The organism is Novosphingobium umbonatum (assembly GCF_004005905.1).
GTDB lineage: Bacteria > Pseudomonadota > Alphaproteobacteria > Sphingomonadales > Sphingomonadaceae > Novosphingobium > Novosphingobium umbonatum.
In genome coordinates this window covers 26,952-45,736 of sequence record NZ_SACO01000006.1, presented here as the reverse complement: position 1 = coordinate 45,736, position 18,785 = coordinate 26,952, and the positions used below count along the sequence as shown (strand labels likewise).

General features: G+C 63.2%; 18 protein-coding genes. 9 read left to right on the top strand and 9 right to left on the bottom strand.

Annotated features, from left to right (window positions below; genetic code table 11):
* Nucleotides 1-9: 9 nt before the first annotated feature.
* The 3 genes from EOE18_RS09500 to EOE18_RS09490 form a co-directional block, all read right to left on the bottom strand.
* Nucleotides 10-774, bottom strand: a complete 765-nt coding sequence (locus tag EOE18_RS09500; protein ID WP_127708841.1) for a YebC/PmpR family DNA-binding transcriptional regulator — start codon at nucleotides 772-774, stop codon at nucleotides 10-12.
* 139 nt (nucleotides 775-913) lie between these two features.
* The gene (locus EOE18_RS09495) at nucleotides 914-1,153 is read right to left on the bottom strand and encodes a DUF2312 domain-containing protein (RefSeq protein WP_127708839.1); all 240 of its coding nucleotides are present in this window, start codon (nucleotides 1,151-1,153) and stop codon (nucleotides 914-916) included.
* 134 nt (nucleotides 1,154-1,287) lie between these two features.
* Complete coding sequence (locus EOE18_RS09490) at nucleotides 1,288-1,629, bottom strand: DUF1244 domain-containing protein (RefSeq protein ID WP_246027364.1); 342 nt, start codon at nucleotides 1,627-1,629, stop codon at nucleotides 1,288-1,290.
* An 82-nt stretch (nucleotides 1,630-1,711) separates the two neighbouring features.
* Here EOE18_RS09490 and pyk point away from each other — a divergent pair, with 82 nt between their 5' ends.
* Nucleotides 1,712-3,193 (top strand): pyruvate kinase, encoded by a 1,482-nt coding sequence (gene pyk / locus EOE18_RS09485; protein ID WP_181953035.1) that lies wholly within the window; start codon nucleotides 1,712-1,714, stop codon nucleotides 3,191-3,193.
* Nucleotides 3,194-3,214: 21 nt separating this feature from the next.
* Here the strand turns inward: pyk and EOE18_RS09480 are convergent, their stop codons facing one another.
* The 4 genes from EOE18_RS09480 to EOE18_RS09465 are packed head-to-tail and all read right to left on the bottom strand — an operon-like array spanning nucleotide 3,215 to nucleotide 6,905.
* The gene (locus EOE18_RS09480; protein ID WP_127708837.1) at nucleotides 3,215-4,471 is read right to left on the bottom strand and encodes an adenosylmethionine--8-amino-7-oxononanoate transaminase; all 1,257 of its coding nucleotides are present in this window, start codon (nucleotides 4,469-4,471) and stop codon (nucleotides 3,215-3,217) included.
* On the bottom strand, nucleotides 4,468-5,091 hold the full coding sequence (bioD, locus tag EOE18_RS09475; RefSeq protein WP_127708835.1) for a dethiobiotin synthase: 624 nt from the start codon (nucleotides 5,089-5,091) through the stop codon (nucleotides 4,468-4,470). Before bioD ends, EOE18_RS09480 begins: the two co-directional genes overlap by 4 nt.
* Nucleotides 5,088-6,224, bottom strand: a complete 1,137-nt coding sequence (locus EOE18_RS09470; RefSeq protein ID WP_127708833.1) for an 8-amino-7-oxononanoate synthase — start codon at nucleotides 6,222-6,224, stop codon at nucleotides 5,088-5,090. Before EOE18_RS09470 ends, bioD begins: the two co-directional genes overlap by 4 nt.
* Nucleotides 6,225-6,905 (bottom strand): YggS family pyridoxal phosphate-dependent enzyme, encoded by a 681-nt coding sequence (locus EOE18_RS09465; RefSeq protein WP_127708831.1) that lies wholly within the window; start codon nucleotides 6,903-6,905, stop codon nucleotides 6,225-6,227.
* A 22-nt stretch (nucleotides 6,906-6,927) separates the two neighbouring features.
* Between EOE18_RS09465 and EOE18_RS09460 the strand changes: the two genes are divergently transcribed.
* The 4 genes from EOE18_RS09460 (at nucleotide 6,928) to EOE18_RS09445 (ending at nucleotide 10,958) form a co-directional block, all read left to right on the top strand.
* Nucleotides 6,928-7,455, top strand: a complete 528-nt coding sequence (locus EOE18_RS09460; protein ID WP_246027363.1) for a thiamine phosphate synthase — start codon at nucleotides 6,928-6,930, stop codon at nucleotides 7,453-7,455.
* A gap of 110 nt (nucleotides 7,456-7,565) precedes the next feature.
* Nucleotides 7,566-9,968: an FtsK/SpoIIIE family DNA translocase gene (locus tag EOE18_RS09455; RefSeq protein WP_127708827.1), complete on the top strand. Its 2,403-nt coding sequence runs from the start codon at nucleotides 7,566-7,568 to the stop codon at nucleotides 9,966-9,968.
* A 154-nt stretch (nucleotides 9,969-10,122) separates the two neighbouring features.
* Nucleotides 10,123-10,614: a CHAP domain-containing protein gene (locus tag EOE18_RS09450; protein WP_127708825.1), complete on the top strand. Its 492-nt coding sequence runs from the start codon at nucleotides 10,123-10,125 to the stop codon at nucleotides 10,612-10,614.
* Nucleotides 10,611-10,958 carry an EthD domain-containing protein gene (locus EOE18_RS09445; protein WP_127708824.1) on the top strand — a complete coding sequence of 116 codons (348 nt, stop codon included), beginning with the start codon at nucleotides 10,611-10,613 and terminating at the stop codon, nucleotides 10,956-10,958. The genes EOE18_RS09450 and EOE18_RS09445 overlap by 4 nt, the downstream gene beginning before the upstream one ends.
* On the opposite strand, the gene EOE18_RS09440 is transcribed toward EOE18_RS09445, so the two are convergent.
* Together EOE18_RS09440 and EOE18_RS09435 are read right to left on the bottom strand one after the other, a co-directional pair.
* A complete protein-coding gene (locus tag EOE18_RS09440) occupies nucleotides 10,955-11,377 on the bottom strand; it encodes an acyl-CoA thioesterase (RefSeq protein ID WP_127708822.1) in 423 nt (140 codons plus the stop codon). The genes EOE18_RS09445 and EOE18_RS09440 overlap by 4 nt on opposite strands.
* Nucleotides 11,378-11,595: 218 nt before the next feature.
* Nucleotides 11,596-13,659, bottom strand: coding sequence for a S9 family peptidase (locus EOE18_RS09435; protein WP_127708820.1), 2,064 nt, complete (start codon nucleotides 13,657-13,659; stop codon nucleotides 11,596-11,598).
* A 70-nt stretch (nucleotides 13,660-13,729) separates the two neighbouring features.
* Here EOE18_RS09435 and EOE18_RS09430 point away from each other — a divergent pair, with 70 nt between their 5' ends.
* From EOE18_RS09430 to EOE18_RS09415, 4 genes are all read left to right on the top strand, one after another.
* Nucleotides 13,730-15,532 carry an aminopeptidase P family protein gene (locus EOE18_RS09430; RefSeq protein ID WP_127708818.1) on the top strand — a complete coding sequence of 601 codons (1,803 nt, stop codon included), beginning with the start codon at nucleotides 13,730-13,732 and terminating at the stop codon, nucleotides 15,530-15,532.
* Nucleotides 15,533-15,737: 205 nt separating this feature from the next.
* Entirely contained in the window at nucleotides 15,738-16,562 is an 825-nt protein-coding gene (locus EOE18_RS09425) for an EF-hand domain-containing protein (RefSeq protein ID WP_127708816.1), read from the top strand.
* 20 nt (nucleotides 16,563-16,582) lie between these two features.
* A complete protein-coding gene (locus tag EOE18_RS09420; protein ID WP_127709182.1) occupies nucleotides 16,583-17,326 on the top strand; it encodes a response regulator in 744 nt (247 codons plus the stop codon).
* On the top strand, nucleotides 17,326-18,765 hold the full coding sequence (locus EOE18_RS09415) for a sensor histidine kinase (RefSeq protein WP_127708815.1): 1,440 nt from the start codon (nucleotides 17,326-17,328) through the stop codon (nucleotides 18,763-18,765). The genes EOE18_RS09420 and EOE18_RS09415 overlap by 1 nt, the downstream gene beginning before the upstream one ends.
* Nucleotides 18,766-18,785 lie beyond the last annotated feature (20 nt).

Below are 18,785 nucleotides of genomic sequence, written 5' to 3'. Positions count from 1 at the left end.
TGGCCACTCTTATCCCAGCTTTTCCATCACATCGTCGGGGATGTCATAATTGCCCCACACGGTCTGGACGTCATCATCGTCTTCCAGCACGTCGATCAGCTTGAGCAGGGTGGCGGCCGTATCGGCATCCACCGTGGTCTTGATCTGGGGACGCCATGCCAGCTTCACGCCTTCGGCTTCGCCCAGCACCTTTTCCAGCTCGCGCGCGACGGGGTGCAGCGAATCCACGGCAACCCAGATCGAGTGACCGCCCGGATTTTCGTCGCCATCGCCCATGTCGGATTCAACGTCATCGGCGCCCGCTTCGATCGCGGCTTCCAGCACCTTTTCCTCGTCACCCACCTTGGCGGGATATTCGATCAGGCCAAGGCGGTCGAAACCATGGCTCACCGCGCCGGCGGTGCCCAGATTGCCGCCATTCTTGGCAAAGGCGGTGCGGACATTGGTGGCGGTGCGGTTGCGGTTGTCGGTCAGCGCTTCCACGATGATCGCCACGCCACCGGGACCATAGCCCTCATAACGCACTTCTTCATAGTTCTCGCCATCGCCCTTGCTGGCCTTGTCGACCGCGCGGGTGATGTTGTCCTTGGGCATGGACTGCGCCTTGGCCGCGTTGATAGCGGCGCGAAGGCGGGGGTTCATGTCCGGATCGGGCATGCCCATCTTGGCGGCCACGGTGATTTCGCGGGACAGTTTGGAGAACATTGCCGAGCGCTTTTTGTCCTGCGCGCCCTTGCGGTGCATGATGTTTTTAAATTTGGAATGGCCTGCCATGGTCGCTTCATTCAGCTAGAAGGTGGATTTCATCGCGGGCCCTAGCCCAGAAGAGGCTGATGGGCAACGGGGGCCTTTAAAAGCGGCGCTTTTGCGGCTTTGTAGCGGCACCGGCTCAAAACCCGGCCCCCGTTCTGGATCAGTCGATACCCAGAGCGTTTTTGTACACTTCGAGAATCGCTTCCATTTCCTTGCGGTCGTCCGGCTTCATCTTGCGGATGCGCACGACTGCCTTCATGGCCTTGGGGTCATAGCCGGTGGCCTTGGCTTCGTTATAGACATCCTTGATGTCGTCGCTGATGCCCTTCTTTTCTTCTTCCAGACGCTCGATACGCTCGATCAGCAGGCGCAGGCGTTCGTCGGCGGCCATTTCAGCCATGGGATGGTTCTCCTTACAGATGCTAACAACGAATGATTGGCAGCGCTCCTAGGGCCAAATCGGCCCTGCGGGCAAGGCGGGGGACGGCATTTGTTCCCAGCCTTTGCGCCCATGCGCGAGTCGCGGGTGGGTGTTCAGTGCGCGCCCGCGTTTTTGGCCAGACTTTCCTTCATCCGCGCCATTTGTTCGGGCGTGGCTTCGGTTTGATAGCGGCTCTTCCATTCATCGGCGCTCATGCCGTGAATCACTTCCCTTGCGCCCGCCTTGTCCAGCGGCGCGCCCGCTTCCATGATCCAGTCGGCAAGGCAATTACGGCAGAATCCGGAAAGGCCCATAAGGTCGATATTGGCGGCATCATGGCGATGGCGCAAATGGCGCACCAGGCGGCGAAAGGCGGCGGCGGCATGGGCATCGTCCAGCTGGTCGAGCGGATCGGAGCCATCTGCGCTTGCGGAATGGATTGCATTCATATTCATCAGGGTTACGAACCTTGCTGTTCTTGGGTTTGTAGCGGCGCTTTGCCATAGCAGCGGCGAGATCCGAAAGGGAGACATCGGTGTGACTAAGCTTGATCCTCGTGGCCGTAAGGTCAAGATCCTCGCGACGCTGGGCCCAGCCAGCCGCGATCCGGAGATGATCGAAAGGCTGGTGCGCGCCGGGGCTGATGCCTTCCGCGTGAACATGAGCCATGCCGATCATACCGTGCATGCAGAAACCATCGCCAATGTGCGTGCCGTAGAAGAAAAGCTGCGCAAGCCCATCGCCATCCTGTGCGATTTGCAGGGGCCCAAGCTGCGCGTGGGCACGTTCAAGGATGGCCGCGCGGTGATCCGCCATTCGGGCCATTTCACGCTGGACCGCAATCCTGAACCCGGCGATGAAAATCGCGTTTGCCTGCCGCATCCCGAATTGTTCGGCATCCTGCAAAAGGGGCAGCGCCTGCTGATCGATGATGGCAAGCTGCGCCTGCGCGTGATTCGCGCCGACGAGAATGAAATCCTGTGCAGCGCCGAAGTGGGCGGCGTGATTTCCGACCGCAAGGGCGTGAACGTGCCCGACGCGGTGGTGCCCGTGCCCGCGCTGACCGAAAAGGACCGCCGCGATCTGGCCTTCTCGATCGAGCATGGCGCGGATTTCATCGGCTTGTCCTTTGTGCAGCGCCCCGATGACGTGGCCGAATGCCGTCGCTTGATGGGTGGCCATGGCGCGTTGATCGCCAAGATTGAAAAGCCCGCTGCGCTTGAAACGCTGGAAGGCATTATCGAGCTGTCGGACGGCATCATGGTGGCCCGCGGCGACCTTGGCGTCGAATTGCTGCCCGAAGAAGTGCCCCCGATCCAGAAGCGGATTGTGGAACTGACCCGCCGCAGCGGCAAGCCGGTGATCGTGGCCACGCAAATGCTCGAATCGATGATCGAGAGCCCCGCGCCCACCCGCGCCGAAGTGTCGGACGTGGCCAATGCCGTGTATGACGGCGCGGATGCGGTGATGCTGTCGGCCGAAACCGCCGCTGGCCAGTGGCCGGAAGAAGCGGTGACGATCATGCATCGCATCGCCACTCAGGTGGAAAAGGACGGCTATTACAAGCAGCGCGTCCATCTGGCCGAAATCAACCCCGACCAGACCACGGCAGACGCGCTGGCCAAGGCTTGCGCGGCGATTGCCGACACCGTGACGCTGACCGGCATCATCGTGTTCACCGGCAGCGGTTCGACCGCCCGCCGCGTGGCGCGTGAACGCCCCGCTGTGCCCACTCTGGTGCTGACCCCCAGCCAGAAGACGGCGCGCAAGGCGGCCCTGCTGTGGGGCGCCCATGCGGTCCACACGCGCGACATTGGCAGCTTTGAGGAAATGATCGCCAAGGGCAAGCGTATGGCCCTGCGCCATGGTTTCGGCGTGGCCGGCAGCAAGCTGGTGACGCTGGCTGGCGTTCCCTTTGGCACGCCGGGCGCCACCAATCTGCTGCATGTGGTGACGCTGAAGGGCAATGAACTGGAACTCTATCGCGCTGTGGAAGAAGACGGCAGCGACGCGGAGTAAGCCTTGCGGCGGGGGAGGGGCTTACCCTTCCCCCGCCAACAGCGCGGCATCGGCCAGCGCCTGATGACAGCGCGTCAGATCTTGCGCGCTGATACTATAGGGCGGCAGCAGATAGGCTGTATTGCCCAAGGGCCGGATCAACAGGCCCCTTTCGCGGAAAAAGGCCAAGAGGCGCGGTTGCAGCGCCGAGAGATAGCCCCCCGCCTTCACCCGATAATCCAGCGCCAGAATCGTGCCGCATTGGCGGACATTCTCGATGCCGTCCACTTGCGCCAGTATGGCGGCCCCTTCGGCCTGCCGCGCGGCCAGAGTGGCAATGGTTTCGCGCACCGGCTCCTCGCGCCAGATGGCCAGATTGGCCACCGCCGCTGCGCAGGCAATCGGGTTGGCGGTATAGGAGCTGGAGTGGTAAAAGGTCTTGGCCCTGTCCGGCGCATAATGCGAGGCATAGACCGCAGCGCTGGCCATAGTGACGGCCAGAGGCATCGAGCCGCCGGTCATGCCTTTGGCAAGGCAGAGAATGTCCGGCGCCACTCCCGCCTGTTCGCAGGCCAGCAAAGTGCCGGTGCGGCCCCAGCCAGTCATCACTTCGTCAGCGATGAACAAAATATCATGCGCGGAGCAGATCCGCGCCATTTCGGTCAGCACGGCGGGGGGGTAAAACAGCATCCCGCCCGCGCCCAGTACCAAAGGCTCGACAATAAAGGCCGCCGCATTGCCCGCAGCGCAGGCCTTGTCCAAGGCGTCATAGGTGGCCTGCTCCGCACCCGCATGGGGGAAGGGCACGGTTTCCACATCGAACAGCAGCGGGTCATAGGCGGCGTTGTAAATCCCCCGCTCGCCCACGCTCATCGTGCCGATCGTGTCGCCATGATAGGAATGCTGCATCACGATGATGCGTTGCCGGTGGCCTTGCCCAAGATTGCGCCAATGGCCCAAGGCCATTTTCAGCGCCACCTCGACGCAGGTGGAGCCGGAATCGGAGAAGAAAGCATAGGGCAGGCCGGTCAGTTCCACCAAGCCTTGCGCCAGATCTTCCGCTGGTTGATGCGTCCATCCGGCAAAGATCAGCTGATCCAGCTTGCCCGCCTGATCGCGGATGGCTTGCACGATGCGGGGGTGATTATGGCCATGGGTGGTCACCCACCAGCTGGAAATAGCGTCAACAATGCGCTGGCCATCGGCGGTGTAGAGGCTGGCTCCCTCGGCGCGTTCGACCAAGGGGATGGGTTCGCCTAGCCCATGCTGCGTAAACGGATGCCAGACGGGGGAGTTCATACCAGCCCTTCCAGATCAAACGCCTCCATCGCGGTGGCAAGGCTGGCCGGGGTCAGCGGATCAAGGCGGGGCAGGCGGCCCAGACGGCGGACCTTGCCCATGGCGCAGATGATCCGCTCGCTTTCAGCCTCGGCCTCACCTGTTTCACCGACAAAGGCCACGCCCGCGATAGCGCAACCGCGTGCGCGCAGGGCCTCGATGGTCATCAAACTATGGTTGATCGTGCCCAATTGGGTGCGGGCAGCCACCACCACCGGCAGGCCCCATGCCGCGAATTGGTCGGCATAGAGGCGGTTCTCGCTCAAAGGCACCAAGGCCCCGCCAGCCCCTTCCACCACCAAGGGGCCATCGCCTTGGGGCAGGCTCAGGCGCGCAGGGTCAATCTCCACGCCATCGATCCTGGCCGCCCAATGCGGGCTGGCGGGTGTGATCAACCGATAGGCTTCGGGATGGACCAGAGCGTTGGGCACCAGACGGGCAATCGCCTCGCTGTCGGTTTCATCCTCCAGCCCCGATTGCACCGGTTTCCAGTAACGCGCGCCCAAAGCTCCCACCAGACCGGCCGCCAGCACGGTCTTGCCAATGCCGGTGTCTGTGCCGGTAACAATGATAGATTTCATGCCAAAACCTCCCGCAAGGCATCGCCCAAGGCGTGGATTTGTTCCGGCGCGGCATTGCGCGTTATCACAATGCGCAGGCGAGATGTGCCTTCGGGCACGGTGGGCGGGCGGATGCCGCGAATGTCAAAGCCCTTGGCCTGTAGCGCGGCGGCCACCGCCATGGTGCGCTTGTCCTCGCCCAGCACCAGCGGCAGGATGGGCGATCCTCCCAAGGGGCCGAAGTGGCATTGCGCCCCCAAAGGCCCCAGCACTTGGCGCGCCAGTTCCATCCGTTCGAACAGATCGGCGCGCAGATCATCGCCCGCCTCGCTGATGCGCAGCGCTGCGCGCAGCATGGCGGCGGCAAAGGGGGCGGGCGCGGTGGAGAAGATGAAGCCGCGCGCCCGGTTGACCAGAAAATCGCGCATCACCTGCGGCCCGCAAAGCAGGGCGCCTTCCGCCCCCAGCCCCTTGCCGCCGGTGTGCAGCGTGATCAGATTTTCCCCCCGAGCGCCCAGCATGGCGGCGCAGCCGCGCCCGCCCGGCCCGAACACGCCGCTGGCATGGGCCTCATCCACCACCAGCACCGCTTCATGGCGATGGGCAATGCTGGCCAGATCGTCCAGAGGCGCGAAATCGCCATCCATGGAATAGAGCGATTCCACTGCAATCCACGGCGTGCCTTTGCCACCCGATTTCCGCCATTGGGCGATGGCATCGTCCAGCGCCTGTCCGTCATTATGGGCAAATAAACTATGCCCAGCGCGGGTGAGGCGCAGGCCTTCATGGCTGCTGGCATGGATCAGGCTGTCGGCAAAAATATGGTCCTCGCGCTGGGGCATGGTGGCCAAGAGCGCGGAATTGGCGGTAAAACCGGTGGGCAGGAACAGCGCGGCCTCGCTGCCGAAGAAGCGCGCGGCCTCGGCCTCCAGCGCCTCATGCTCTTCATGATTGCCGCGCAGCAGGCGCGATCCGCCCGAGCCGGTCGCCACGCAGCGCGCCAAGGCTTCGGCTGCGGCGGCACGCATTTCGGGGCTTGTCGCAAGGCCCAGATAGTCGTTGGAGGCAAAATCCACGCCCGCACGCGGCGCAAGGCTGCGCCACCGGCCGCGCTGTTGCAACGCGGCCAGATCCGCTTTCTGCGCGGCGAACATTTACCCCCGCGCCCCGAACAGGGCCGAGCCAACGCGAATATGGGTGGCGCCCAATTGGATCGCGGTTTCAAAATCGCCGCTCATGCCCATCGACAGGCCCTCAACGCCATTTTCATCGGCCAGCTTGTCCAGCAGGGCAAAGAATGGCGCGGCCTCGATCTCGGCCGGCGGCACGCACATCAGACCCGCCAGCGGCAGACCTGCCTCGCGAACTTGGCGCAGCAAGGCGGGCAGATCGGCAATCGCGCAGCCGCCCTTTTGCTCCTCCGCGCCAATGTTAACCTGCACGAAGACGGGGATGCGGCGGCCCAGCTTCTCCATCGCCTTGGCCAGAGCGATGACCAGACTAGGGCGGTCCACCGAATGGATCGCATCGAACAGCGCGACGGCATCCTCGGCCTTGTTCGATTGCAACTGGCCCACCAGATGCAATTGCACATCAGGATATTGCGCTTTCAACTCCGGCCATTTGGCCTGCGCTTCCTGCACGCGGTTTTCGCCAAACACACGCTGGCCTTCCTGCAACAGGGGCAGGATCGCCTCTCCGCCATAGGTTTTGGAAATGGCGATCAGCGTGATGTCCTCGGCCTTGCGGCGGGCGGGCTTGGCGGCCAGCGCCATGTGCGCGCGCAGGCGGGCGAGGGGGGAGGTGGCGGTGATCGGGTCGTTTGGCGTGGTCATGGCGCGGTGCTATAGCGGGGAGATGGCGGCAAAACACCCCCTTCCTTCGCTTTGGCTGATCAGCGACGCGCGCAATGATGCGGGGCTGGAGGCGGCTTTGGCGCGTCTGCCAAAGGCAAGCGGCTTGATCTATCGGCATTATCATCTGCCTTTGCCACAGCGCCGCGCCCGTTTTGCGGTGCTGGCGCGGGCGGCACGGGCGAAAGGGCATCGGGTCGTGTTGGCGGGTAGCATGGCGCAGGCGAGGGCCTGGGGCGCGGATGGGGCCTATGGCGCGGCGCGGGTGATCGGGCGGGGCGGCAAGGGGTTACGTCTGGCCACGGTGCATGGCCTGCGGGAAATGGCGCAAGCAGCGCGCTGCGATGCTATCCTGCTCTCGCCTGTATTCCCCACCCGCAGCCATCCCGATGGTAAGACCTTGGGTCCTTTGCGTTTTCACCTGATGGCGGCGCGGGCCTGCGTGCCGGTGATCGCACTGGGAGGCATGGACAGGGCACGCGCACGGGCTTTGCGCTGGCCGCGCTGGGCGGCGATTGATGGTTTGGTATAGCCCCTTTCCCCCAGCGCTTTGCCCCGCCATTCTTGACGAAACGCCGCCCTTCCGCGCAATAAGTGAGGGTATCAAGCCCCACATCAGCCTCTTTGAAAAGAACCAGACCCATGGCCTCCAAAGCCTATCATAGCAGCGCTTCCAACCTGCGCCTCATCCTGCGCCGCAGCGTTTTGCGCAGCGCCGAATTGCTGGGGGCGGGGGCTTTGACTCTGGCCGCGCTGGGGCTGACTTTGGCTTTGGTCTCCTATCACCAGAGCGATCCGTCCTTCTCCACCGCTGCGGCGGGGCCTGCGCTCAACTGGCTGGGGATGACGGGCGCCTTTGTGGCGGAAAGAGTGCTGTTCCTGTTTGGCCCGATTGGCGGCTTGCTGGTGCCTTTGCTCTTGGTGTTTGCGCGGCAATTGTGGCGCATTGCCGATGCCGAAGTGCATGGCGAGGATGAGGCGGTGCCGCTCCACCGCCAGCATTGGCTGCGGCCGACGGCGGTGCTGGTGCTGGGCATGGGGTTGCTGGCGACGGCTTTGTCGCTGATTCTGGGCGACCATCCCACCAGCTTTCCTGCCTCGCCGGGCGGGGTAACCGGCCTGCTGGGCGCGGCGGCGGTGCATGGGCTGGCGGGGTTGACGCCGGATCTGGTGCAGCCCTGGCTGGCGCTGGGTTGCGGGGTTTTGGCCTTTGTGGGCGGCGGCGCAGCGGTGACGCGAGTGTTTGCCATCGAATGGGGCAGCCTGCTGGCGCTGCCCTTGCGCCTGCGCCGTGCAAGGCCGGAGGAAGAGGAAGAGTTCGACCCCGAAACCGGCGAGATCCTTACCCCCCGTCCCAAGCGCGCCCCGCGTTCTATGCCCGTTGAGGAAGAGGATGCGGGCGAGGACTTACCTTTCTCCCCCGACGAGCCCGCAAGGCCTTCGCGCCGCGCGCCTGAAATCAGCGAATCCATCCGCGCGGCCAAGCCTGCCGAACTGGCCACTCTGGCCAAGCAGGGCGACTTCTTTGACGCCTGCGAATTGCCCAGCCTTGACCTGCTGGCCGAACCGCCCGCCAATTCGGCGGTGAAGGTGGACAAGCTGGCGCTGGAGCGCAACGCCAAGCTGCTGGAAACCGTGCTGGAAGATTTCAACGTCAAGGGCGAGATTACCGGCGTGCGCACCGGCCCTGTGGTCACCAGCTATGAACTGGAGCCCGCGCCCGGCATCAAGGCAAGCCGTGTGGTGGGGCTGGCCGATGACATCGCCCGCAATATGAGCGCGATTTCCGCCCGCGTTTCGCCCATTCCGGGCCGGACCGTGATGGCGATCGAATTGCCCAATGCCGACCGTCAGATGGTGTCCTTCAAGGAAATGATCGCCAGCGAGGCTTTCGTCGGGGCCAAGGGCCTGCTGCCAATGATTCTGGGCAAGAATATCGCGGGCGAGCCGGTGGTGACCGACCTTGCCACCATGCCCCACCTGCTGGTGGCGGGGACCACCGGTTCGGGTAAATCGGTGGGGCTCAATTGCATCCTGCTGTCCTTGCTCTATCGCCTGACGCCGCAGCAATGCCGGATGATTCTGGTCGATCCCAAAGTGCTGGAATTGAAATCCTACGAGGATATTCCGCATCTGCTCTCTCCGGTCGTGACCGAGCCTGCCAAGGCGGTGCGCGCGCTGAAATGGGCGGTGGAGGAAATGGAGCGCCGTTATCGCCAGATGAGCGAGATCAACGTGCGCAACATTGTGAACTTCAACGAAAAGGTGAAGAGCAACGCTGCCAAGGGCAAGCCTTTGGGCCGCCGCATCTCGATCGGTTTTGACCCCGACACGGGCGAGGAATTGTTCGAGGACAAGCAGCTCGATTATCAGGTTCTGCCGCTGATCGTGGTGATCGTCGACGAGCTGGCCGATTTGATGGTGACGGTGGGCAAGGAGATCGAAGTGCTGATCCAGCGTCTGGCGCAGAAATCGCGTGCGGCGGGGATCCACCTGATCATGGCCACGCAGCGCCCCTCGGTCGACGTGATCACCGGCGTGATCAAGGCCAACCTGCCCACCCGCATTTCCTTTGCCGTGACGAGCCGCATCGACAGCCGCACCATTCTGGGCGAGCAGGGGGCCGAGCAATTGCTGGGCAAGGGCGACATGCTCTACAAGCCCTCATCCGGCCCGATCCTGCGCGTTCACGGGCCTTTCGTCAGCGACGAGGAAGTGGAAGCCGTGGCCGACCATTGGCGCGCGCAGGGCAAGCCCGCCTATGTCGATTCCGTCACCGAGGAGCCCGAAGAGGGCAGTTTCGGCTTTGACGATCTGGAAGCCACCGCCAGCGACAATCCCGAAGAGCGCAAATATCTGCAGGCCTGCCACATTGTGTTTGAAAGCCAGAAGGCCTCGACCAGCTGGCTGCAACGCCAGATGGGCGTGGGCTACAACACGGCGGCCAAATGGATCGAGCGGATGGAGAACGATGGCCTTGTCGGCCCCGCCAACCATGTCGGCCGCCGCGAGGTCTATCGGGACAAGGATGGCAGCCCGCTTTGAGCCTTGCATTAACGGTTTATCCTCTTGCTGCATCTGCGAAAGGGGGTGAACCGTTGTGCAGGCGCGATGACTTGCCGCCTCCGCACATTCCCTGATGTGATTTTGCCCCCTATACCATGGCTAACGAACAGCGGTTCGCCATAGGGGTTGTTAAATGTTCAAGGGTTTCCGTTCTTTGCTGGCCATGGTTGCTTGCGCAACGCTGACCGTGCTGGCGGTGCCCGCAGCAGCCCATACCCAATGCGCTCCCTATGCCCGCGCAGTTTCCGGCATTGCCCTGCATGGCGCCGCCGCTGGCTGGTGGGGTGAGGCTGAAGGCCGTTATGAACGCGGCCAAGCCCCCAAGGAAGGCGCTGTGCTGGCTTTCCGCGCTACCCGTTCGATGCGTTCGGGCCATGTCGCCACCGTGGCCAAGGTGATGGACGAGCGCCATGTGCTGCTCAACCACGCCAATTGGTCGCGCCCTGGCATGATCGAGCGCAGCGCCATGGCCGAAGACATCTCGCCCAATGGTGACTGGACGCAGGTTCGCGTTTATTACGCCCCGATCCATGGTCTGGGCCTGCGCGCCTCGCCCGCCTTTGGCTTCATCTATGCCAAGGGCACTGCTGTGGCACAGGTTTCGCGCCGCAACGCCCGCGCATGAGCATAACGCTCATCACTTTGCTCAAACGCCGCGAGGGCATGAGCAAGGATGAGTTTATCGACTATTACGAAACCCGCCACGCCCGCATCGGAGAACAGGTGTTGGCAGGCTACGCCACCCGCTATGAGCGGCGCTTTCTGATCCCGACCGATGGCACAGATTCGATCCATGATCCCGATGTGGTGATGGAGATCGACTTTCCGGATCAGGCAACCATGGATGCCTGTTTTGCCGCCCTGTCCGCGCCCGACATTCTGGCGATGATCGTGGCCGATGAAGAGCAATTGTTCGACCGCAGCCGCAATCGCACCTTCACCGTGGATCGGCGTTCTTCAAAGCTTTAGCCCTGCGAACCGGCCCAACCGCCATCGGGTGCAAAAGGCGCGGCGATCTCTGGCGAAACCCGTGTCAGGCGCAAGCTGTCCTTATCCAGCATCGCCCATGTGCTGCGCGCTGACACAATCACCTTGCCGCCTGCATTGCGGAAATCGATCCGCCGGTCGAACCGCGCGCCTGTTGGCCCTTCGGGGATGAAGGTTTCGGCGGTGACGCTCTCGCCCTTGCCTATATTGCCGCGATAGTCGATCTCGTGCCGCGTCACGACCCAGACATAGGCAGCGCGGTGTTCGGGCCTTGCATCGGCCTCCCAATGGGCGACCGAGATCGCCTCCATCCATTGCACCCAGACCGCGTTGTTCACATGGCCCATGATGTCGATATGGTCGCCTGTGGCGGTGAAGGTCTGGGTGTAGCGGTTGGGCATGGGGTCTTTGCCTCCGGCGGGCCAAGGGCGGGGGCCCTTGGCGATCCCTTTATGGTGTGGTGCCAGGCTTGCAAGAAATGCGCTATTCCGCGAAGCGGTACAAAAGCCTGCGGCGCGGCGGCGTAGCGCTGGTTTCAACCTTATGGCGCATCCCTTATTGGGATTGTTAAGGGCCCCCGCCCTTAACCCGCCGGAGGCACCTTAAACGGGCAGAGATCTCACCCCACCGCAACCCCCAACTGCCACAGAATAAACGCAAACTCCTCCGCCGTTTCGGTCAGGCTTTCAAACCGCCCCGACTTGCCGCCATGGCCTGCGCCCATATTGGTTTTCAGGATCAGTTCATTGCTGTCGGTTTTCAACTCGCGCAGCTTGGCCACCCATTTGGCAGGCTCCCAATAGGTCACGCGCGGGTCGTTCAACCCCGCCGTCACCATCAGCGGCGGGTAATCCTGCGCCCGCACCTGATCATAGGGCGAGTAGGACAGGATCAGCTCGAAGGCTTGCCTGTCCTCGATCGGATTGCCCCATTCGGGCCATTCGCCCGGCGTTAGCGGCAGGCTTTCGTCCAGCATGGTGTTGAGCACATCGACAAAGGGCACATGCGCCACCACCGCGCCCCACAGGTCGGGGTCGGAATTGATCACCGCGCCCATCAACTCGCCACCGGCCGATCCGCCTGAAATGCTGATCTTGCCCGCCTGTGTAAAGCCGCGTTCCACAAGGCCGCGCGCGACATCGACGAAATCGTTGAACGTATTGGTCCGTTGCTCGCGCTTGCCCGCCTTGTACCATGCGCGGCCAAGATCATCCCCGCCGCGAATATGGGCGATGGCATAAGCAAAGCCGCGATCGACCAGCGACAGGCGCGTGGTGGAGAAACCGGGCGTCATGGCAATGCCGTAGGCACCATAGCCATAGAGATGGAGCGGTCCAGCAGCCGCCCGATCCTTGCGGTAAACAATGCTGACCGGCACCAAAGTGCCATCGCGCGCGGTAATCTCCAGCCTTTGCGTTTCATACAGGCTGGCGTCATAGCCACTGGGGATTTCCTGAACCTTCAACAGGGTCAATTCCCGCGTGGCCACGTCATAATCAAACACGCTGGCGGGGCTGACCATGCTTTCATAGCTGACCCGCAACTGGCTGACCGCCCATTCGGGATTGTCGGCAAGGCCTGCCTCATAGCTGGCCTCGGGGAAAGTGATCGGCTCGATCCGCGCAGGATCATCGTAATAGCGCACCTCGATCCGGTCCAAGCCCCGCACGCGGCCTTCGACCACATAGAAATCGCGGAACAGGTCAAAGCCCGTGAGGTAAAACTCGTCGCTGCCCTCGATCAGCGTGGTCCACTGGTCAGGCGCAGTCAAAGGCGCGGTGGCGAGGCGGAAATTTTCATGCGTGTCATTGGCGTGGATATAGAGCAGGCCATCGCGCTCATCCACGTCATATTCCACCCCTTCCTCGCGCTCGCGCACCAGCAAAGGCGGGGCCAAGGGATCGGCGGCGGGGATCAGGCGCAATTCGGATGTTTCATGGTCGCTGGTGGAGATGATCAGCCATTGTTCGTTGGCCGACATGGAACATCCCACGCGAAAGCCCTCGTCATCCTCGTGGAACAGTTCGACGTCCTGTTCCACACTCTGCCCCAGCCAGTGCAGGCGGGCATTGTCGGTGCGCCAGTTTTCATTGGCAAGGCTGTAAACCAGCCCCTTGTCCCCCGCGACCCAGACCAAGGATGACAGAGTGCCCTCGATCACATCGGGCAATTCCTCGCCGGTGGCGATCACTTTTACCCGCGCGGTAAAGCGTTCCGAACCATTGTCATCCACGCTCCACGCCAGCAGGCGGCCATCGGCGGAGACCGAGATAGCGCCAAGGCGGAAATATTCCTTGCCCGCCGCCAGCGCCACTTCGTCAAGGATCAACTCGTCCGGCCCGCCAGCCACAGGGCGGCGCCACCACTTCTTATATTCCGCGCCCTCTTCAAATTCGATCCAGTAGAGATGGTCGCCATCCTTCTGGGGCACGCTTTTGTCCGCTTCCTTGATGCGGGCGCGCATTTCCTTGAACAACAGGTCGATCGTGTCCTTTTGCCCCGCCATCCGGCTTTCAAACCAGCGGTTTTCTGCCTCCAGATGGGCCAGCACCGCTTTATCATCCACTTGCGGATAATTGGCATCGCGCAGCCATGCGTAATCATCCTCTACGGTGATGCCGTGACGGGTGAAGCTATGGGGCTGCTTTGCGGCAAGCGGGGGCTGCTGGCTGGAAATGGTCATGCAATCCATCTATGGTGCGCGGCCCGCCCCTGCAAGCCAGCATGGGGGCCTAGTTTCAGGAAATGCGCCCATGTCGAAAGCAATTTTTGCCGCCCGCCTTGCCGATCTGCGCGGGGCACTGGCGCGGCAGGGGCTGGATGGCTTTGTCATCCCCATTTCCGATGAACATATGAGCGAATATGTCGGCGCCTATGCCCAGCGTCTGGAATGGCTGACCGGCTTTGGCGGATCGGCGGGAACAGCGGTGGTGATGGCCGATAGGGCCGCGATCTTTGTCGATGGCCGCTATACGTTGCAGGTGCGCGATCAGGTGGATGGCGCGCTGTATGAATATCACAATGTCCCCGCCACCAGCGCGGCGGCTTGGGTAGCTGAACAGGCGGGTGAGGGCACGCGGATCGGCTATGACGCATGGCTGCATGGCCGTCCCTGGGCGCAGGGGCTGGAGCGGCGCTTGGCGGCCAAGGGCGCGGCTTTGCTGGCGGTGGAGAGCAACCCTGTCGATGCCGTCTGGACCGACCGCCCCGCGCCTTCGCTGGCCGTTGCCTTCCCCCATCCGCTGGAACTGGCAGGGCAGGGCAGCGAGGCCAAAAGGCAGGCTGTGGCGCAATGGCTGGCGGATAAAGGCGCGGATGCGGCGGTGATTTCGGCGCTCGATAGCGTGGCATGGCTGCTGAACCTGCGGGGGCAAGATGTGTCGCGCACACCGGTGGCGCTGTCTTTCGTCATCGCCCATGCCGATGGCACTGCTGACCTGTTTATCGCGCCGGAGAAGGTAACGCCGCAGCTGCGCGCCCATCTGGGCAATGCGGTGCGGATCGAGGATCGCGCGTCCTTCGTGCCTGCCTTGCAAGCTCTGGCGGGCAAATGCGTGGCGGTGGACCCCGAACGGGCGGTGTCGGCCATCTTCGCCGCGCTGGAGGGCGCGAAGATCATCGAGGCGCTGGACCCTTGCGTGCTGCCCAAAGCGATCAAGAACCCCACCGAACAGGCTGGCCACCGCGCCGCCCAAGCCCGCGATGGCGCAGCGGTTAGCCGTTTCCTGCACTGGCTCTCGCAGGAAGCGCCAAAGGGCGGCGTGACGGAAATCAGCGCCGCCGAAGCCCTGCACCAGTTCCGCCGCGAATGTGGTGATTTGCGCGACCTGTCCTTTGATACGATCAGCGGGGCAGGGCCGAACGGCGCCATCGTGCATTACCGTGTCAGTGAGGAAACCAACCGCGCCCTCGTGCCTGCCAGCGTCTATCTGGTCGATTCGGGCGGGCAATATCCTGATGGCACCACCGATATTACCCGCACGGTATGGATTGCGGGTGCGGAACCGGATGCCGAGGTGAAAGACCGCTTCACCCGCGTGCTCAAAGGCCATATCGCGCTGGCCAGCGCCATTTTCCCTGAAGGTACCGCAGGCAGTCAATTGGACACGCTGGCGCGGCAATATCTCTGGGCGGCGGGCGTCGATTATGCCCATGGCACCGGCCATGGTGTGGGCAGCTTCCTGTCGGTGCATGAAGGGCCACAACGCATCGCCAAATCCAGCGGCGGTCAGGCAGGCACGGGGCAGGAATTGCAGGCGGGTATGATCCTGTCCAACGAGCCGGGCTATTACAAGACCGGCGCTTTTGGCATCCGCATCGAAAATCTGGTGCTGGTGGAGGAGCGGCAGATTGCAGGCGCGGAAGGCTGCTATTTCGGTTTTGAAACGCTGACCCATGTGCCGATTGGCCGCGATCTGGTCGATGTTTCGTTGTTGAGCGAAACGGAAAAGCAATGGTGGAACGCCTATCACGCGCAGGTTCTGGCGATCATCGGCCCGCAATTGTCGGGTGATGCGCTGGCCTGGCTGGAGGCGGAATGTGCGGCGCTGGACTAACCCTCTCACGCGACAATTGGCGACAAAAAAGCCGGTCGTCGGCATAATCGCGCGACAGAGCCGGTCTAGATAGGATGACGAAAGCCGCCATGCTGCCGGAAGCCCCCTCCCTCCCCAACGACCGGCCGTGGCGGTTTTCATCCCCTGTTGCCCCTGATGGCGCGCCCCTTGGCGCCACGGGGAAGAGAGTTTGAGGATCGCCCTGATGAAACATTGGACCTATCTGAGCCTGAGCGCCGCCGCCGTGATGCTGGGCAGCTCGGCCATGGCTGCCACTGCCCCCGCCCCCGCCGCGAAGCCCAAGGCGCCCGCCGCCGCGCCCCAGCCTCCGCGCGGGCCGGAGATGACCATCACCCGCGCCCAGGCACAGGCCCGCGCCGAAGAGATGTTCGCCCGCATGGATGTGAACAAGGATGGCAAGCTGGACGCGGCCGACCGTGATGCCCGTTTCGGCAAGCGTTTCGACACGATGGACGCGAACAAGGACGGCCAGATCAGCCGCGAGGAATTCCTTGCTGCGCATAAGCGTCCCGAAGGCCCTCGCCCTGAGGGCGCTCCGCAGGCTGGCCCCGCCGATGCGCCGAATGGCCCTCCCCCGCCGCCGCCTGCTGGTGAACAAGGCCCGCCGCCTCCGCCGATGGATGGCATGGGGCCGCACATGAAGGGGCCGCACAAGATGGGCCGTCACGGCATGGGTCCTATGGGCGGCATGATGATGATGGATCTGCTGCAACAGGCCGATCCCCAGCATAAGGGCAGCGTGACAAAGGAAGCCTTTGTTGCCGCCGCTCTGAAGCGTTTCGATACGGCCGATACCAACCATGATGGCAAGGTGACGCCCGAAGAACGTCGCGCCGCCTTTGCCCAATTCGCGCCCAAGGGGCCGCGTGGTGGCTGGCGTCATGGGCCCCAGCACGGGCCGGACCATGGTCCCGATGATCGTGGCCCCGATCATGGCCCCCGTCATCATGGCCCCCAACATGGCATGGGCGGCGACATGCCCCCGCCTCCTCCCCCTCCTGCTCAGTAAAGACTGGTCTTGTGGCGACAATAGAGACTCCTTCCAGCCCCACCCGCCTGCTGCTGGTGGATGACGAGCCTGATCTGCGCGAACCTTTGGCCTCCTATCTGGAGCGTCAGGGCTTTGCGGTGAAACAGGCCGCCAGCGCAGCCCAAGCCCGCGCCATGATTGCCGAGGAAGTGCCCGAACTGGTGCTGCTCGACATTATGATGCCCGGTGAGGATGGCCTGTCTCTGTGTCGCCACCTGACCGAGGCCAAGGCGATTCCCACCATTTTCCTGACCGCGCGTGGCGAGGCTACCGACCGCATTGTCGGGCTGGAGATCGGTGCGGATGATTATGTGGTCAAGCCATTTGAACCGCGCGAACTGGTCGCGCGCATCCGCTCTGTCCTGCGCCGCAGCAGCCGCGCTGCGGTCGCGGCGCAGGAAAGCGTGGAGGAAGATTTCCTGTTCGAAGGCTGGCGGCTCGACCCGCTCAAGCGCCGCTTGATTGCCGGCGATGGCGCGGTGGTGGCCATTTCCTCGGTGGAATTCCGGCTGTTGCTGGCCTTTCTGGAACATCCCCGCCAAGTGCTGGACCGTGATCGCCTGCTCGATATGGTGCAGGGGCGCGAGGCGCATCTGTTTGACCGCGCGGTGGACAATCAGGTCAGCCGCTTGCGCCGCAAGATCGAGGTGGACAGCCGTAATCCGCAATTGATCCAGACCGTATGGGGCGGCGGCTATATGCTGGCCGCGGATGTGCGCCGCGTGCCGGCCGGTGGCGCCTGATGCGGGATCGTTTCAACCGTCTGATGCCCAAAAGCCTGACGGGTCAGGTGTTGATGGCTCTGGCCTTGGCGCTGCTGCTGGCGCAGGGGATCAGCGCTGCCTTGCTGTATCAGGCCAAGGACAAATATCGCGAAGAGCAATTGATCCACGAATTGGCCTTGAAGGCGACCATCGCCCTGCGCCATCGTGATGAGCCGCCGCCGATGATGGAAGGGCCGATGCGGCAAGGCCCTGATCTGGGCGAAGGTCCGCGCGGGCCGCGCCCTGAAATGGTGGCCGGTTTCCAAACCCTGCCCGTGGACCAGCCCTGCGATGAATATACCCATCGCCTGACCCAGATTCTGGCCGGACAGGATATTGGTGCGGCGCGGGTTCTGGTGGTGGAGCGTCCGATTGCCGCCGATCCCTTGTGGAACCATCGCATTGCCAAGCGTTACGGCGTGATGGGCAACCATGGCCCGCCGCGCCCGACCTCGGTGCTGGTAGGCGCGGTGCAGATGACCGCCGGTGGCCCATGGCTGGTGGTGCGGACCAGCGTGCCGCCCAATGATCCATGGTTGCTGGTGACGCTGATCCTGCAAACTCTGCTGATCTATGCAGTGTTGGTGGGGACGATGGCGCTGATCCTGCGGCGGATCGCGCGGCCCTTGGCGGCTTTGACGCATCGCGTCGATCATTTTGCCCAGACCCGTGAGGCCAAGGGGCAGATCACGCCCGAAGGCCCCGAAGACGTGCGCCGTCTGATCGTGGCGCATAATGCGCTGGAAGAGCGCATCACCGCGCTGATCAATGAAAAGGACGTGATGCTGGGCGCGATTGGCCATGATCTCAAAACGCCTCTGGCCGCCCTGCGGGTGCGGATCGAATGCGTCGATGATGACGCCGAGCGTGACAAGATGGCCAAGACCATCGAGGATATTGTCCGCTCGCTGGACGATATTCTCTCGCTGGCCCGCGTGGGTCGCCCCAGCGATCCGGTGGAGCCGACCGAACTATCCGCGCTGGTGGCCTCTATCGTCGAGGAATATGAGGATATGGGCGATGATGTGGTGCTCGACCATTTGCCGCGTCTGGTCATGCCTTCGCGCGCCACATGGTTGCGGCGGGCCTTGCGCAATTTGATCGGCAATGCCTTGCGCTATAGCGGCAGCGCGGCGGTGACGATGGAGCGCGTGGCCGAAGAAGGGCGCGATTGGGCGGTGATCTGTGTCAGCGATTGCGGCAAGGGCATCCCCGATGGCGATATCGAGCGCATGTTCCAGCCTTTCACGCGGGGCGAGCCTTCGCGTAATATGGCAACCGGTGGGGCGGGCTTGGGCCTGACTCTGGCCCGCGCCATTGCCGAACAGCATGGTGGCAGGCTGGTGCTGGCCAATCGTATGGAGCATGGCGCGGTGGGCGGGCTGGACGCGACGCTCTGGCTGCCGCTGTCTGCTTGAAAAGAAGGGGCGGTTTTTGA